Raw genomic sequence first — 14,992 nt, 5'->3', positions numbered from 1 at the left:
AGGCGGAGCGCGGCCATCGATCATCCCCGTTCTCGTTCGGTCGGGCGAATGACGAAAGTGTTATGGCGTGATGTCCACTCCCTACCGCTAGCCTGATGCGGTGAGCAGTGACTTCGCGTTCTGGAAGGCCGGTAGCGGCAACCCGGCGGAGATCTACGACGCCCTGGCCGAGGGGGTCGCCGACGCGCTCGAGCCGCATCCCGACGTCGCGGTCTTCCGTGGCGAGCTTCTCGAGCGCTGGCCCGATCTGGCCGACGTGCTCGAGCCGGGCGACGGCCCCGGCGACCGGTACGTCCTGCTGACCCTGCCACTGCGGATGCTCAGCTACCTCGACGGCATCTTCGAACTCGCCGGGAAGTACGAGCTGCACGGCTACAGCGGCGTGGCCGGCGAGCCGTTCTAGAAGAAGCTTCGTGGTCGAGGTCCGCGCTCCACTTCCGCTCCTTTTCTTGTACGCGTGACTTCGTCCCGCCTCATCAGGGCCGTCCCGTCCGGTCGGCGCGATCTCGCTGCCCGCTCCCGCCCGTGCCGCCCCCGCCGGGCGGAGATCGGTGCTCGGGCGGGCCGGGCCGACCGCCACTTCCTCATGTGCCGCCGGTCACGGCCGTTGCCGGCCGACCGCCCAGCCGTCGGTCACGCCGAACCGGTCACGCCGGGCGGGTAGTCACGGTCTCGCCGGCCAGGCACCCGAGTTGCCCGCTCCCGGCCGTAGCGCCGGTCGCCGTGGGCGGACGGTCGCGGTTCCGTACGGGTGGGTGGGTGCACGCGGTGGCGGTGTCGTGGTCGCCTGGCTGGCTGATTGTCGTGGTGGCTGCGCACAGGACGTGTTGCGTGTGCGTCTGCCCCGTGTTCGGCGGGCCGTGGGTGGGTGGGTGCACACGGTGGCGGTGTCGTGGTCGCCTGGCAGGCCGATTGCCGTGGTGACCGCGCTCGCCCCGGTAGGGCGGGACGGTTCTGAGGGGATCGGAACGGCGCAGCGCGTACCGAGAGGAAGCGGTCCGGCGGACTCAATCCGCGGTGTGGCGCAGCAGCAGCCAGGCGTCCGCGGGGAAGAGGCGGCTCGCGATCGCCCACGTGACGCGGCCGTAGTAGGGGCGGGCCTCGGTGGCGTCGATGATCCGGGGATCCGCCATCCGGTGATCGACGCCCTTCCAACGGATCACGCAGCCACCGGCGGCGATCACGTTGCGGACCCAGTTGGTGCGGGCGCCCCACGGCAGGTTGATCACGAAGCCGTCCGGGGTGGTGGTGATGGCGATCGGCACCCGAAGGTCGCGGCCGCTCACCCGGCCCCGGTGGTGGACCACGGCCCAGAGTGGAATGAGACGCCGCCCGGCGAGCACCCGGACGGCCGGAGCGGTGGTACGTGCGAGACGCCAGGACGTCGTGGAGGTCGTCATGCCGCTGATCGTCCGCCGTGGGCGGGTGGGTTCGCGTCCCGGTGACCCGTCAGCCGGGATGGCGGAATTCCGTCATGCGCAGCGCGTAGGCCACCGCGTCGGTGCGGCCGCGTGCGCCGATCTTCCGATACAGGTTGGCCAGATGGCGTTCCACGGTGTGGACCGCGATGCCCAGTTGCCGGGCGATCTCCGTGTTCGAGTCACCCGCCGCGAGCAGCCGCAGCACGTCGGTCTCGCGCGGGGTCAGGGTGGTGGGCGCGGTGGACGGGCGGTTGACCCGGCCGTGTGTCACGAAGTCGGTGACCAGTTTGAGGTCGGCCGCCGGGTTCTCCATGAACAGCGTCGGGGTGGATCCGGGCAGCTCCACCAACCGGGCGTCGGGCAGGGCCGCGGCCATGCGCCGGGCGACCTCGACCGGGATCTGTTCGGCGCTCTGCCGGTGCAGGACCAGGGCGGGCGCACGGACTCGCGCCAGCTCCGCGGTCACGTCGATCTCCCGGGCCGCCTCGAACCAGGCTTTCGCGACGGGCGCGCTGGTGGCCGTACGAAATGCCTCTGCCGTGAAACGGCCGGAAGGCGCGGCATCCCAGCCGAGCCAGGCCGTGGCCGCGGCGTCCGCGAACAGGCCCCAGTCCTGCTCGACCAGCGACAACAGCGCCTGAGTCTGCGCCGGAAGCATCGCCTCCCGCATGCGCGGCGCCCCGCCGAACAGCACCAGCCGCTCGACCCGCTCGGGCTCGCGGGCGGCGAACGCGATCGCGGTCGCCACCGAGTGGTAATAGCCGAGCAGGGTGGCCCGCTGGAGGCCCGCGTGATCGAGAACGGCCCGCAGATCCCGCAGGTGCGCGTCGACGCCGAGGTCATCGAGGTCGACCCGGCGGTCGGAACTGCCGGTGCCGCGGCCGTCGTAGAGGACCACGGTCAGATGCTTGGACAGGCCGAGGTAGGCGGCCCGCACCGCCGGGATGCGCCACTGGGCGAGAATGTTGCTCAGCGACGGCATCCAGACGAGTGCGGGCCCCTGCCCGAAGACCTGGAAACCCAACGTCACACCATCATCGGTACGGGCGAAGCGCAGGTCCTCCACGCGCCCAGTATCACTCGGAGTCCACCCGGGCCTGAATGGACTCGGCGATCCGCTTGATGCGCCGCAGCCTGGCGTCCCACGCCGATCCGACCGCCGCGAGCTGCGTCACCGCCCTGGCGAGTTGGGCGTCGTCCACCCGGTACCGCCGCTCCCGGCCCTCGGCTGTGCCGTGGACCAGCCCGGCCCGGTCGAGGACGGCCAGATGTTTGGCGACCGCCTGGCGGGTGACCGGCATCCGCTGGCTCAGTGTCGTCGCGGTGCCGGCGCCGTCGGCCAGCAGCAGGTCGAGCATCCGGCGGCGGGTGGGGTCGCCGATCGCCGCCCACAGGTCGTCGTCGACGGTCGCCGTGCTCACGGACTGACCCGCAGCGTGTCGGCGTAGGGGGCGATCCGCGACAGGAAGTGGGTCCAGCCGGCGACGTGGTCCTCGTACTCGTGCTTGAGAACTGCCTCCGACCAGCCCATCTCCCGGAAGCCGGTCTCGGTCATCCGCAGCAGGGTGCCGTCGCCGGAGGCGGTCAGGTCGAAGGTGACCAGCAGCGAGTTGCCGACCGTGGCGGTCTCGCCCGCCGGATGGGTCCAGCGGAAGGAGAAGGTTTCCGGCGGCCGCGCGTCGACGACGGTGAACTGGACGGTCGTCCCCCCGGCGTTGCAGTCCCCGAAGACGATGTGCCCGGTGGACCCCGGCGCCGGGTCGTAGTGGGCGTCGTCGGGCCACCACTGCTTGACGTGATCCGGGCTGCTCACCACGTCGAAGACGATCTCGGGCGCGGCCTCGATGAAGATCTCGCGTTCGATGGTTCCGTACTCCATGACATCCTCCTGCAACCTTTGGTTGCGTGTCACGCTACCCCTGGTCACCGAAACCCGCAACCGATGGTTGCGCTTTGCGGACGGTGCGGCGGGCGTCGCGCCAGGCGATCAGCGCCGTACGCCAGCGTGGCGAGACGACCGGCGACCCCCGGCGCCGGGCCCGGAGCTGGGCGATGAGCCAGGGCGGCGCGACGGCCTGCTCGATCGCCGCGCTCTTGGTGAGCAGCTCACCGGTCCGCAGCGCGTGCCGGCCCCGGGCCATCGAGGTGAGACCGAGATCGGCGATGACCGGATCCCGCCAGATCCACGGCCGGCGTGCCGCCCAAGCCCAGTACCCGGTCAGCTCGGCGCGCGCGGCGTCCCGTACCGCGTCGCCGGACATCGGCGGGAACACCTCCCGCGGCGGCCGGCCGGCCACCGCGTACCCGTGCCGGACCAGCTCGGCCCTGCTGATCCCGGACAGGACGCGGCGGACCAGCAGCCCGTGGGTCCAGGTCGGATGCCGTACGTCCACGGCTGCACGCCCTGGTCGACTTCATGCGGGCCCGGGCGGCGGCCGGGAGCGAGGCGTTCGCCGGCCACCTCGCCGACGGCCATCACCTTCTCTACCTGGGTGACGCCGCCTACGTGCGGGAGCGGCGGCCGATCCTCGAAGCCGATCTCTGGTCCTGACCGGTGACGGGAACCGGAGAGGTCTACGGTGACCCGGCCGATGGATGCGGTGCCGGGCCCCGTCAGCTCTCCGCGGGGCGGGTGGGCGGCCAGACCAGGACGTCGTCCGGGATATCGGTGCGGCACAGCGCCCGCTGATCCCGGCCGGGGATGCGCCGGCTCGCGGCGACGACCAGGCGGGCGACCTCGATCGCGCCGTGGGCCTGGAAGTGGGTGTTGTCGACGACCCCGTCCGGGTAGTTGGGTGACTCGCCCGCGTCCAGCCACAGGAAGTGGTCCTTGGTCGCCTCCGGGCCCAGTTCTCCCCACAGGGCGAACGACAGGTCGGTCAGGTCGATCAGCGGGGTACGGGTCGTGGTGGCGAGATCCCGCATGGCCGCCGGGTATTCGCCGTGGGACAGGTACGGCGTCCCCTCCCCGGTGAACCGGCGCCGCTCCACCGGGGTGACCAGGATCGGGGTGGCCCGGGCCGCGCGTGCCCCGTCCAGGTAGAGCCGCAGGTAGTCCTGGAAGGTGGTCCACGGCTCGGTGTACCTGGCCGGATCCGCCGTCTTGGAGTCGTTGTGGCCGAACGAGATGAGCAGGACGTCGCCGGGGCCGATCGCGGCGAGGATCCGGTCGAGCCGTCCCAGGTCGACGAAGCTCTTCGAGCTGGCGCCGGAGAGCGCCTCGTTCACCACCCGGATGTCGTCACGCAGGAACACCGGCAGGGCCTGGCCCCAGCCGGCCCGGGGGTGGTCGGCGACCGCATAGGTGGCGGCCGTCGAGTCGCCGGCCACGAAGACGGTGGGGCGCGGGCGCCCGGCGGCGGCCGGTGCGGCGATTCCGAGGGCGCCGGCGATCGCGCCGCCTGCGGTGGCGCGGAGCAACATTCTGCGATCGATGGTCATGGCGCCACATTCAATCAACCGCAGTCGATTCGGGCAAGCGCTTTCCCGCAGGTCGAAGCTGTGAATGTGGAGGGATCCGAGGGCCGGGGCGGCGGCCGCGCGCCGAATTTGGCATGATCCGCCGGGTGATTCGTGTCTATTCGTTGTTCGCCCTGATAAATCTGATCCTCATCGTCGTCGCGCTGATCGACTGCCTGTCCACCGACGAGGCGCTGATCCGGGCGCTGCCGCGGGTCGTCTGGGTGCTGCTCATCCTGCTGTTCTCGCCGATCGGCGCGATCGTCTGGTTCGTCGCCGGCCGCCCGCCGCGCCCGGTCCGGCTGAGCAACGGGACCACCTGGCGGCCCGGCAGCGGCTTCCCGGAGAGCGAGCGCCCGAGGCGTTCGGGGGCTCCCGACGACGATCCGGAGTTCCTGCGCGATCTCGCCGCCCGGCACGCCAGGGAGAAGGCCGAGGATCAGCGGCTGATGAAGGACTGGGAGGCCGACCTGCGCCGCCGCGAGGAGGAGCTGCGCCGCCGTGAGGGTGGTGAGCAGGCCGGCTGACCCGGCGCGGCCGGCGGGCGGCAGTTCGGGTTCTGCGCGCCCGCCGGTCCGGTCGTGTGACTGTGGTGCGATTCAGGCGCAGACCCAGTCGACGCAGGCGAGCGAGCGCAGCCGGGGGACGCTCGCGATGGCGAGGGCCCGGCTGGCCGTGGGGAGCACGCCCGTGTCGTAGCCGTACTTGACGGGGGCGGGGCCGGACTGCGGGTTGGCGTTCTGCGGGTTGGCGTTCTGCGGGCGGACGTTCTGCGGGCCGGAGGCGGCGCCGCCCTGCCAGTTCGGCGGCGGCGGGGATGCCAGCGCGGGGCTCGCCGCCAGCGCTCCTCCCGCCAGGGCGAGAACGATCAGGCCGCCTCGAACCGTGCCTCGGGTGCTCATCGGGTGCCACCTTTCATAGCCTGTTCGGCTGCCGCGGACGTCGCGGCGCGGTCCATTCTGCGCGTAACCCCCACAAAGTGCAAAACGGACATAAACCAGGCATCTGTACGGCCACAGCTCACGTGCGGCCGAGACGCTCCTGGGCCTCCCGCAGCGACCTCTCGTACGGCACCCAGTCGGCCAGCCGCACCGGGAATCCGTCCCGTTTCAGCCGGGTGACCACCGCCGGATCGTCGTCGACGACCACCGCGATCGTGGCCGCGGCCGCCAGTCGCCGCAGCCGGTCGCTCTTGTAGTCGCGGGCCGGCCGGCGATCCGTCTCCGGGCGCATCAGCAACCGCCCCTCCGGCAGGCCGTGCTCGGCGAACCACCGCTCGGTCACCACCCGCAGATGCTCCGGGCGCCCGGTCAGCCACACGAGATCGTGGTCGTGCGCGTACTCATGAACCAGATCGACACCGGGCGTGAGTGGCCGGTCCCGGGCGGCCGCCGCGAAAAATGCCGCCCAGTTCTTCGGCCGGCGGGCCACGTGGCGCAGCCGGTGCCGCACGTCGGCGACCACCCCGTCCACGTCGAAGACCGCCAGCGGCCTCACCCGCTGCCCAACCATCCGGGCATGCTACGCCGAGCCGAGATCGTCACAGCGAATACTGTGGCCTGTCATCAATCGGCGCCCGTGGAGGCGTTTCCCTGCTGTGACGTTCGAAGAGTTCGTATCCGCCCGCCTCGGCACCCTGGTGCGCTACGCGACCGTGGTCACGTGGGATCCGCACCTGGCCGAGGACATCACCCAGAACGTGCTGGTCCGCGCGCAGGCACGCTGGGCGCGTATCAGCCGCATGGACGCGCCGGAACTCTATGTGAAGCGCATGGTGGTCAACGAGTTCCTGTCCTGGCGACGGCGCCGGGCGGCTCAGTCGATCCCGCTCGCCACCGACACGCTGGCCGGGCACCTGCCCGAGGCGCCCGACCCCAGCGTGCAACGTGACGAGAGGGACGCCATGTTGCGCCTTATCGCCACCCTGCCACCCCGGCAGCGTGCGGTCATCGCGCTGCGCTTCTACGAGGACCTGGCGGTCGACCAGATCGCGGAGGTACTCGGATGCCGAACGGTCACCGTCCGTACCCATCTCATGCGTGCGCTGGCCGCGTTGCAGAACGCCCTGCCCGCGCCGCTCGTGACCACGGGGGAGAAGCCGTGACCAGGGACATCGAGGAACTCATCCGGGCCGCGCAGGAACTGCGCGCCGACCAGGCCCCACCGGCCGAGCGGGTCCGCGCGGCCTTGCCGCGGCGCACGGCCCAGGTCAAGAAGCAGCGACGGTACGGGCTGGGCGGCGCGATCGTGGCCGCGGCCGCCGTCACCGCCGCCATCGCCGTGCCCTCGCTCGCCGTGCGCGACGACACCGGGGTCGCCGCGACCGTGCAGCCGGCCGCCCCGGGCACCGCGCCCGCCACCGCGTCGGCGTCCCCGGCGGCGCCCGCGCAGGAACCCGTGGCCGCCGAGGTGGACCTCGGCTTCAAGCCCACCTGGGTGCCGTCGGGATTCGCCGAGCACATCCGGACGGCCAGCGCCGCCGACCCCGGCAACGGCTTCGGCCCGGTGCTGCGCCGGGTCTGGAAACAGAACGTCGGCATCGGCGACCCGTGGACCGGCGCCGAGTTGTCGCTGTCCGTCTTCTCCGAGATGGCCGGCGCCGACGTCGACCGCAGTGGTCAGCCGATCGACGTCAACGGGGCCCAGGGTTACTACTCGCCCGCACAGAACGACCGCAAGTCCTCGGTGATCTGGCACCCCGCCCAGAACACCGTCCTGTTGCTGAGCGCCAGCAAGCTGGACATCAGCAGGAACGATCTGCTGCGGATGGCCCGCTCGGTGCGGCCGGACACCGGGGTCACCGGCGTCCCGGCCCGCCTGAACTGGCTGCCCGACGGGTGGATCATCACCGGCACGACCGTCAGCGGGCCGTCACCGTCGCAGTGGCGCGCCGAGTTCTCGACGGTCAGGAACCAGCCGGTGACCTACTCGGAGAAGCAGCAGAAGGAGACGAAGAAGGACCGGCTCCAGGCGGCCGGGCAGCTGTCCGTCGTGGTCGGCCTCACCACCGACGCGCCGCCCGGTGGCACCGAGCTGACCGTCGGCGGCCGCCCCGCGCGGATCCCGGTGCGCAGCGACGAGGCCGGTAGGGGCCTGCTCTACCTGGTCGTGGATCTCGGTGGGGGCCGCCTGCTCACCCTCGTCGGCAGCGGCGCCGGGCTCACCGTCGACGACCTTCGGCGGATTGCGGAACAGACCGTGGTCGAGCCGGCCGGCCTCGATTGGCTCGGCAGGTAACACGATCGCACGGCGGCGGGTCTCGCCACGGGGGAGGCCCGCCGCGACGGCATCGACAGGAACCGGTCGGTGTGGCTGGTGAGGCGAACGGGCACGCGGGGGCCAACGGAATCCGTCGTTTCCCAGGTCAGGGCACGTGGGCGGGTCCATCCTCGGAAGGTGAGTCTGTTGGCGGCGGCCCGGCAGACCTCCGTCACCGACCGAGGGATCCGATCATGACCAACACCGAGCAGAGTGCCCCCTCCGACGTCTCGATCATGGTGGACGCGCTGGTCACCGCCGGGCTCAAGGCACTCACCGACTACGAGGGCTTCGACCAGGAGCGGATCGATCACATCGTCAAGAAGGCGTCGGTAGCCGCCCTCAGCAAGCACGGCGCGCTCGCGAGATTCGCCGTCGAGGAGACCGGGCGCGGCGTCTTCGAGGACAAGGCGGTCAAGAACATCTTCGCCTGCGAGCACGTCACCAACAGCATGGCGAAGGTGCGCACGGTGGGCGTGATCAGTGAGGACGACATCACCGGCCTGATCGAGATCGCCGACCCGGTGGGGGTGGTCGCCGGCATCACCCCGGTCACCAACCCGACGTCGACGGCGATCTTCAAGGCGCTGCTGGCGCTCAAGACCCGCAATCCGATCGTGTTCGCGTTCCATCCGGCGGCCCAGCGGTGCAGCGTCGAGGCCGCGCGGATCGTCCGGGACGCGGCGGTGGCCGCGGGCGCGCCGGAGAACTGCATCCAGTGGATCGACCGGCCGTCGGTGGAGGCGACGACCGCGCTCATGCATCACCCGGGGATCGCCACGATCCTGGCGACCGGTGGCAACAACATGGTGCGGGCGGCGTACTCGACCGGCAAACCCGCCCTGGGCGTCGGCGCCGGCAACGTGCCGGCCTGGATCGAGTCGTCGGCGAAGCTCAAGCGGGCGGTCAACGACATCGTGCTGTCGAAGTCGTTCGACAACGGCATGATCTGCGCCTCCGAGCAGGCCGCCATCGTCGACGACGAGATCTACGACGCCGCGCTCGACGAGTTCCGCTCGCTGCACGCCTATCTGGCCTCGCCGGACGAGAAGCGGATGCTGGAGGAGTTCATCTTCGGCGTGACCGCCTACGGGACGGCGTGCAGCGGCGCCCGCCTGAACGCGGACGTGGTGGGGAAGTCGCCGGCGTGGATCGCCGAGAAGGCCGGTTTCAGCGTGCCGCCGAAGACGTCGGTCATTCTCACCGAGGTCGGCGAGGTGGGCGAGAACGAGCCGCTGACCAGGGAGAAGCTGTGCCCGGTACTGGCCCTGATCCGGGTCGGCTCCCGGGAGGAGGGGCTGCGGGCGGCCACCGAGATGGTGGAGTTCCACGGGCTCGGGCACAGCGCCGCCATCCACACCGAGGACCGGGATCTGGTCGTGGAGTTCGGCAAGCGGGTCAAAGCGGTGCGGGTGATCTGGAATTCGCCGTCGTCGCAGGGCGGCATCGGCGACATGTACAACGCGTTCGTGCCGTCGCTGACGCTGGGCTGCGGTAGTTACGGCAGCAACTCGGTGTCGAACAACGTGTCGGCGGTCAACCTGATCAACATCAAGCGGATCGGGCGGCGCAACAACAACATGCAGTGGTTCAAGGTGCCGTCGAAGATCTATTTCGAGCCGTACGCGATCCGCTATCTCGCCGACATGCCGGACGTGAACCGGGTGACCGTGGTGACCGACGCGACGATGACCCGGCTGGGCTTCGTCGACCGGATCAGCCGGGTGCTCCAGCGGCGGCCCAACCAGGCGGTTCTCCAGATCATCGACGACGTGGAGCCGGAGCCCCGGATGACCACGGTCGACCGCGGCGCCGAGTTGATGCGCTCGTTCCGGCCGGACACGATCATCGCGCTCGGCGGCGGCTCGGCCATGGACGCGGCGAAGGTGATGTGGCTGAAGTACGAGCACCCGGAGATCAACTTCTCGGACATGCGGGAGAAGTTCTTCGACATCCGCAAGCGGGCGTTCCGGTTCCCGACGCTGGGCGAGAAGGCCCGCCTGGTGTGCGTGCCGACCACCTCGGGCACCGGCGCGGAGGTCACCCCGTTCGCGGTCATCACCGACCACCGCACCGGCAAGAAGTACCCGCTGGCCGACTACGCGCTCACCCCCACGGTCGCTATCGTGGATCCGGCGCTGACGGCCAGCATGCCGCGGCCGATCGCCGCCGACAGCGGCTTCGACGCGCTCACCCACGCGATCGAGGCGTACGTGTCGGTGTACGCCAACGACTTCACCGACGGTCTCGCCCTGCACGCCATCCGCCTGATCTTCGCCAACATCGAGAAGTCGGTGCTGCACGGCGACCCGGACGCCCGCGAGCGGATGCACAACGCGGGCACGGTCGCCGGCATGGCGTTCGGCAGCGCGTTCCTCGGGATCGTGCACGCCATGTCGCACACGCTGGGCGCCACCTTCCACATCGCGCACGGGCGTACCAATGCGGTGTTGTTGCCGCACGTGATCCGGTACAACGGCAGCGCCCCGTCGAAGCTGTCCGGCTGGCCGAAGTACGAGAACTACCGGGCGCCGCAGCGGCTCGCCGAGATCGCCGCGATGCTCGGGCTGTCGGCCCACGACGGGAATCCGGATGCGGCGGTGGAGGCGCTGGCCTCCGCGGTGGAGCGGCTGCGGACGGCGGTCGGCATCGAGCCGTCGTTCGCCCGGCTCGGCGTCGACGAGCAGGCGTTCCTGGCGTCGCTGCCGCAGCAGGCGCTCAACGCGTACGAGGACCAGTGCGCCCCGGCCAATCCGCGGATGCCGATGCTCGACGACATGCAGGAACTGATGCGGGCCGCCTACTACCAGCAGGGCTGAGGCGCTCAGGGCGGTGCGGTCCCCGCCGAACTTCCTTAATGAGGACCGCACCGAGACGGGAGGACCGAGATGAGCACAACCGTGACCCGCCTTGACGCGTGGCGAGGATTCGTCGGTGACGACTGGCGCACCGGTATCGCCGTGCGTGACTTCATTCAGGCGAACTACGAGCCGTACACCGGTGACTCCTCGTTCCTGGCGGGGCCGACCGACCGTACCCGTGGCGTCTGGCAGCGGCTGACCGACATGTTCCCGGCCGAGCGCGAGCGCGGGATCTACGACGTCGACGCGGTCACCCCGTCGACGATCACCAGCCACAAGCCGGGCTACATCGACGAGGCCAACGAGCTGATCGTCGGGTTGCAGACCGACGCTCCGCTACGCCGCGCGATCATCCCGAACGGCGGCTGGCGGATGGTGGAGGGCGGCCTCAAGGCGTACGGGTACGCGCCCGACCCGCGGGTGGCGGAGATCTTCACCAAGTACCGCAAGACCCACAACGCCGGCGTGTTCGACGCCTACACCCCGGACATCCTGGCGGCCCGCCGCTCGCACATCATCACCGGCCTGCCCGACGCGTACGGCCGTGGCCGGATCATCGGTGACTACCGGCGGGTCGCCCTCTACGGCGTGGACGCGCTGATCGCCGCGAAGAAGGCCGACAAGGACGCGTGCGCCATCGGGGCGATGACCGAGGAGACGATCCGCCGCCGGGAGGAGCTGTCCGAGCAGATCCGCGCCCTCGGCGAGCTGAAGGAGATGGCCGCCGGCTACGGCTACGACATCTCCGCGCCCGCCACCACCGGCCGCGAGGCGATCCAGTGGCTGTACTTCGCCTACCTGGCCGCGGTGAAGGAGCAGAACGGCGCGGCCATGTCGCTCGGCCGGACCGCCACGTTCATCGACATCTACCTGCAGCGCGACATCGCCGATGGCGTGCTCACCGAGGAGCAGGCGCAGGAGCTGGTCGACGACTTCGTCATCAAGCTGCGCATCGTGCGGTTCCTGCGTACCCCCGAGTACGACGAGCTGTTCTCCGGCGACCCCACCTGGGTGACCGAGTCGATCGGCGGGATCGGCTCCGACGGGCGGCCGCTGGTGACCCGGACCAGTTTCCGCTACCTCCAGACGCTCTACAACCTGGGCCCGGCGCCGGAGCCGAACCTGACCGTGTTCTGGTCACCGAAGCTGCCGCAGGGCTTCAAGGACTTCTGCTCGCGGGTCTCCATCGACACCAGTGCCATCCAGTACGAGAACGACGAGCTGATGCGGCCCCAGTTCGGCGACGACACCGCGATCGCCTGCTGCGTGTCGGCGATGGCGGTCGGCAAGCAGATGCAGTTCTTCGGCGCCCGCGTCAATCTGGCCAAGACCCTGCTGTACGCGATCAACGGCGGCCGTGACGAGATCTCCGGCGCCCAGGTCGGCCCGCAGCTGCCGCCGCTGGACGGCGACGTGCTCGACTACGGGCAGGTGACCGAGCGGTTCGACGTGATGATGGAGTGGCTGGCCGCCACCTACGTCAACGCGCTCAACATCATTCACTACATGCACGACCGGTACGCGTACGAGCGCATCGAGATGGCGCTGCACGACACCGACGTCCTGCGCACCCTGGCGTGCGGCATCGCCGGTCTGTCGGTGGCCGCCGACTCGCTGTCGGCGATCAAGCACACGGCGGTCCGGCCGGTCCGCGACGAGCGCGGCCTGATCGTGGACTACACCGTCGACGGCGAGTTCCCGACGTACGGCAACAACGACGACCGGGCCGACCTGATCGCCGCCGGCCTGGTCGAGACGTTCATGGCGAAGATCCGCAAGCACCCGACCTACCGCGGGGCGGTGCACACCCAGTCGGTGCTGACGATCACCTCGAACGTCGTCTACGGCAAGCACACCGGCAACACCCCGGACGGGCGGCGGGCCGGTCAGCCGTTCGCCCCCGGCGCGAACCCGATGAACAGCCGGGACTCGCACGGCATGGTCGCGGCCGCGCTGTCGGTGGCGAAGCTGCCGTACGGGGACGCCCTGGACGGCATCTCGCTGACCACCACGGTCACCCCGAACGGCCTCGGCAACAGCCGCGAGGAACGGGTCCGCAACCTGGTCGGCGTGCTGGACGGCTACTCGACGGTCGACGGCTTCCACATGAACGTCAACGTGCTGAACCGGGACACCCTGGAGGACGCGATGGCCCATCCGGAGAACTACCCGCAGCTGACCATCCGGGTCTCCGGGTACGCGGTCAACTTCGTGCGGCTCACCGAGGAGCAGCAGCGCGACGTCATCTCCCGCACCTTCCACGGCGCGCTGTGACCGGAAAGGTCGTCATCCAGCGTCCCGACCTGGGCATCACCCCGGCCGGGGCGCACCCGGCGCCCGGAGAGCCGGTCGCGTCGGTGCACTCGTGGGACGTCGTCACCGCGGCGGACGGCCCGGGCACCCGGTTCGTCACGTTCTTCGCCGGCTGCCACCTGCGCTGCCTGTACTGCCACAACCCGGACACCTGGGAGGGCCGTAACGGTCAGCAGGTCACACTCAGCGACCTGGTCGCCAAGATGCTGTCGTTCCGGGGGTTCATCCAGGCGGCCGGCGGCGGGGTGACGGTCTCCGGCGGGGAGCCGCTGCTGCAGAACCGTTTCGTCGAGGCGTACCTGCGCCGCTGCAAGGAGGAGGGGATGCACACGGCGCTGGACACCGCCGGGTTCCTCGGCGCCCGCGCCACCGACCAGCTGCTCGACGACACCGACCTGGTGCTGCTGGACGTCAAGTCCAGCGACCCGAACACGTACCGGAAACTCACCGGCGTCGCCCTGCACCCGACCATCGTCTTCGGCGACCGGCTGGCCGCCCGCGGCAACCGCGCCCGGATCCGGTTCGTGCTGGTGCCGGGGCTGACCGACGACCCGGCCAACATCGACGGCGTCGCCGAGTACGCCGCCCGCTGGGGTTCGGTGGACGACGGCGGCATCATCGAGCAGGTCGACATCCTCAGCTACCACCGGCTCGGCGTCGCCAAGTACCGCGAGCTGGGGTTGCGCTACCCACTGCCGGACACCGTCCCGCCGACCGCCGAGCAGCTGGCCGCGGCGGCCGAGCACTTCACCCGCCGCGGCCTGTGGGTGACCACCGCCTGAGCGAACGGTCCCGGCCGGGCGGCAACCCGGCCGGGACGTCGCCGTCTCAGTAGCCGTAGCGGCTCTTCAGGTGCCGCCACCAGTCACGCAGCATCCACGCGTCGAACTCGGTGATCGAGGTGGAGCTGCCGGCGCGCATGATGAAGTTGCTGACGCCGGACGGGGTCCAGTCGTAGAAGTCGTCCAGACCCCACGTATGGCCGATCTCGTGCAGCAGGATGTGCATGTTCGCCGTGTTGATGTTGTTCATGAAGTACTCGCGGCCCATCCGCTGGCCCCAGTCGCCGCCCGCGCCGCCGCCGAAGCCGTCGGTCAGCCACAGCGACTGGTCGTAGTGGCGGGCGTAGCCGCCGGGACAGTTCGGGTACTGGCCGTTCTGGTTGAAGAACCGCCCGCACGGCACCGAGCACTGCGGGGCGTTCTCACGGATGTCGTTGACGTAGATGGCCACGCTCGTGTCGGACCACTGCAACTGCGAGCGGTTGCGCACGGCCCAGCCGACGACGCGGACCGGCACGTCACCGTACGGCCAGGCGTTGTGCCCGACCAGTTCGTCCATCCACTTCTTGTGCTGCCGGGCGAGCGCGGCGTGGATCTGGTCGCGCTGGGCGGCGGTGACGGTCGCCGACGAGTCCCAGCGGACGCAGTAGTTGATGTAGCCACGGTTGGCCATGATCTGGTCCCAGCCGTAGTTGCGGAACCCGTACAGATTGCCGTTGTTGTAGGTCTGCTCCTGGTGCTGCCAGACCTGGGCCAGCGGCGTGACCAGGTTGGCGGGCGGGCTCCAGGTCGGGGGAGCGGCGTTCGCCGACGTGGGTACGAGGATGATCGCCAGCAGTGCGGCGACCAGTGTGACCAGGCGTTTCGTTCGCACGGAACCTCCACGGAATCAGTGCTG

General features: G+C 70.4%; 16 protein-coding genes and 1 pseudogene. 8 read left to right on the top strand and 9 right to left on the bottom strand.

Going from position 1 to position 14,992, the window contains the following annotated elements; all coding sequences use genetic code 11:
- Positions 1 to 100 precede the first annotated feature (100 nt).
- Positions 101 to 403 (top strand): hypothetical protein, encoded by a 303-nt coding sequence (locus tag IEZ13_RS11945; RefSeq protein ID WP_183221240.1) that lies wholly within the window; start codon positions 101 to 103, stop codon positions 401 to 403.
- Positions 404 to 1,007: 604 nt separating this feature from the next.
- Here the strand turns inward: IEZ13_RS11945 and IEZ13_RS11940 are convergent.
- The 5 genes and pseudogenes from IEZ13_RS11940 to IEZ13_RS11920 all read right to left on the bottom strand — a co-directional run.
- Complete coding sequence (locus IEZ13_RS11940; protein ID WP_183221238.1) at positions 1,008 to 1,400, bottom strand: PNPOx family protein; 393 nt, start codon at positions 1,398 to 1,400, stop codon at positions 1,008 to 1,010.
- 49 nt (positions 1,401 to 1,449) lie between these two features.
- Positions 1,450 to 2,487, bottom strand: a complete 1,038-nt coding sequence (locus tag IEZ13_RS11935; RefSeq protein ID WP_229794635.1) for an alpha/beta fold hydrolase — start codon at positions 2,485 to 2,487, stop codon at positions 1,450 to 1,452.
- A gap of 10 nt (positions 2,488 to 2,497) precedes the next feature.
- Complete coding sequence (locus tag IEZ13_RS11930) at positions 2,498 to 2,842, bottom strand: ArsR/SmtB family transcription factor (protein ID WP_183221236.1); 345 nt, start codon at positions 2,840 to 2,842, stop codon at positions 2,498 to 2,500.
- Complete coding sequence (locus IEZ13_RS11925; protein ID WP_183221234.1) at positions 2,839 to 3,300, bottom strand: SRPBCC family protein; 462 nt, start codon at positions 3,298 to 3,300, stop codon at positions 2,839 to 2,841. Before IEZ13_RS11925 ends, IEZ13_RS11930 begins: the two co-directional genes overlap by 4 nt.
- 34 nt (positions 3,301 to 3,334) lie before the next feature.
- A pseudogene (locus tag IEZ13_RS11920) lies at positions 3,335 to 3,805 on the bottom strand (hypothetical protein); the annotation flags it as partial.
- 32 nt (positions 3,806 to 3,837) lie between these two features.
- On the opposite strand from IEZ13_RS11920, the gene IEZ13_RS47460 reads away from it, so the two are divergent.
- A complete protein-coding gene (locus IEZ13_RS47460) occupies positions 3,838 to 3,972 on the top strand; it encodes a hypothetical protein (protein ID WP_260179160.1) in 135 nt (44 codons plus the stop codon).
- Between the two features lie 62 nt (positions 3,973 to 4,034).
- On the opposite strand, the gene IEZ13_RS11915 is transcribed toward IEZ13_RS47460, so the two are convergent.
- A complete protein-coding gene (locus IEZ13_RS11915; RefSeq protein ID WP_229794634.1) occupies positions 4,035 to 4,862 on the bottom strand; it encodes a rhamnogalacturonan acetylesterase in 828 nt (275 codons plus the stop codon).
- Between the two features lie 125 nt (positions 4,863 to 4,987).
- Here IEZ13_RS11915 and IEZ13_RS11910 point away from each other — a divergent pair, with 125 nt between their 5' ends.
- Positions 4,988 to 5,407 carry a PLD nuclease N-terminal domain-containing protein gene (locus IEZ13_RS11910; RefSeq protein ID WP_183221231.1) on the top strand — a complete coding sequence of 140 codons (420 nt, stop codon included), beginning with the start codon at positions 4,988 to 4,990 and terminating at the stop codon, positions 5,405 to 5,407.
- Between the two features lie 72 nt (positions 5,408 to 5,479).
- On the opposite strand, the gene IEZ13_RS11905 is transcribed toward IEZ13_RS11910, so the two are convergent.
- Both IEZ13_RS11905 and IEZ13_RS11900 read right to left on the bottom strand, forming a co-directional pair.
- Entirely contained in the window at positions 5,480 to 5,782 is a 303-nt protein-coding gene (locus IEZ13_RS11905; RefSeq protein WP_183221230.1) for a hypothetical protein, read from the bottom strand.
- 118 nt (positions 5,783 to 5,900) lie between these two features.
- Positions 5,901 to 6,392: a phosphatase domain-containing protein gene (locus IEZ13_RS11900; protein ID WP_183221228.1), complete on the bottom strand. Its 492-nt coding sequence runs from the start codon at positions 6,390 to 6,392 to the stop codon at positions 5,901 to 5,903.
- A gap of 85 nt (positions 6,393 to 6,477) precedes the next feature.
- Between IEZ13_RS11900 and IEZ13_RS11895 the strand changes: the two genes are divergently transcribed.
- The 5 genes from IEZ13_RS11895 (at position 6,478) to pflA (ending at position 14,094) form a co-directional block, all read left to right on the top strand.
- Complete coding sequence (locus IEZ13_RS11895; protein ID WP_183221226.1) at positions 6,478 to 6,984, top strand: SigE family RNA polymerase sigma factor; 507 nt, start codon at positions 6,478 to 6,480, stop codon at positions 6,982 to 6,984.
- Positions 6,981 to 8,117 (top strand): hypothetical protein, encoded by a 1,137-nt coding sequence (locus tag IEZ13_RS11890; protein WP_183221224.1) that lies wholly within the window; start codon positions 6,981 to 6,983, stop codon positions 8,115 to 8,117. The genes IEZ13_RS11895 and IEZ13_RS11890 overlap by 4 nt, the downstream gene beginning before the upstream one ends.
- Positions 8,118 to 8,332: 215 nt before the next feature.
- Complete coding sequence (gene adhE, locus IEZ13_RS11885; protein ID WP_183221222.1) at positions 8,333 to 10,957, top strand: bifunctional acetaldehyde-CoA/alcohol dehydrogenase; 2,625 nt, start codon at positions 8,333 to 8,335, stop codon at positions 10,955 to 10,957.
- A gap of 69 nt (positions 10,958 to 11,026) precedes the next feature.
- A complete protein-coding gene (gene pflB, locus IEZ13_RS11880; RefSeq protein WP_183221220.1) occupies positions 11,027 to 13,273 on the top strand; it encodes a formate C-acetyltransferase in 2,247 nt (748 codons plus the stop codon).
- Positions 13,270 to 14,094 carry a pyruvate formate-lyase-activating protein gene (pflA, locus tag IEZ13_RS11875; protein ID WP_183221218.1) on the top strand — a complete coding sequence of 275 codons (825 nt, stop codon included), beginning with the start codon at positions 13,270 to 13,272 and terminating at the stop codon, positions 14,092 to 14,094. Before pflB ends, pflA begins: the two co-directional genes overlap by 4 nt.
- A gap of 46 nt (positions 14,095 to 14,140) precedes the next feature.
- Here the strand turns inward: pflA and IEZ13_RS11870 are convergent, their stop codons facing one another.
- Positions 14,141 to 14,968: a hypothetical protein gene (locus IEZ13_RS11870; protein ID WP_183221216.1), complete on the bottom strand. Its 828-nt coding sequence runs from the start codon at positions 14,966 to 14,968 to the stop codon at positions 14,141 to 14,143.
- Positions 14,969 to 14,992: the final 24 nt, after the last annotated feature.

This window comes from Actinoplanes campanulatus, from assembly GCF_014647795.1.
Taxonomy (GTDB): Bacteria; Actinomycetota; Actinomycetes; order Mycobacteriales; family Micromonosporaceae; genus Actinoplanes; species Actinoplanes campanulatus.
The sequence above is the reverse complement of the archived record's forward strand: the minus strand, read 5'-3'. Positions and strand labels throughout refer to the sequence as shown.

What these genes read in the sequence shown, in the direction of transcription:
- IEZ13_RS11940 (WP_183221238.1), bottom strand. Translation starts at nt 1,400, where the DNA reads ATGACGACCTCCACGACGTCCTGGCGTCTCGCACGTACCACCGCTCCG.
- IEZ13_RS11925 (WP_183221234.1), bottom strand. Translation starts at nt 3,300, where the DNA reads ATGGAGTACGGAACCATCGAACGCGAGATCTTCATCGAGGCCGCGCCC.
- IEZ13_RS47460 (WP_260179160.1), top strand. Translation starts at nt 3,838, where the DNA reads ATGCGGGCCCGGGCGGCGGCCGGGAGCGAGGCGTTCGCCGGCCACCTC.
- IEZ13_RS11915 (WP_229794634.1), bottom strand. Translation starts at nt 4,862, where the DNA reads ATGACCATCGATCGCAGAATGTTGCTCCGCGCCACCGCAGGCGGCGCG.
- IEZ13_RS11905 (WP_183221230.1), bottom strand. Translation starts at nt 5,782, where the DNA reads ATGAGCACCCGAGGCACGGTTCGAGGCGGCCTGATCGTTCTCGCCCTG.
- IEZ13_RS11900 (WP_183221228.1), bottom strand. Translation starts at nt 6,392, where the DNA reads ATGGTTGGGCAGCGGGTGAGGCCGCTGGCGGTCTTCGACGTGGACGGG.
- adhE (WP_183221222.1), top strand. Translation starts at nt 8,333, where the DNA reads ATGACCAACACCGAGCAGAGTGCCCCCTCCGACGTCTCGATCATGGTG.
- pflB (WP_183221220.1), top strand. Translation starts at nt 11,027, where the DNA reads ATGAGCACAACCGTGACCCGCCTTGACGCGTGGCGAGGATTCGTCGGT.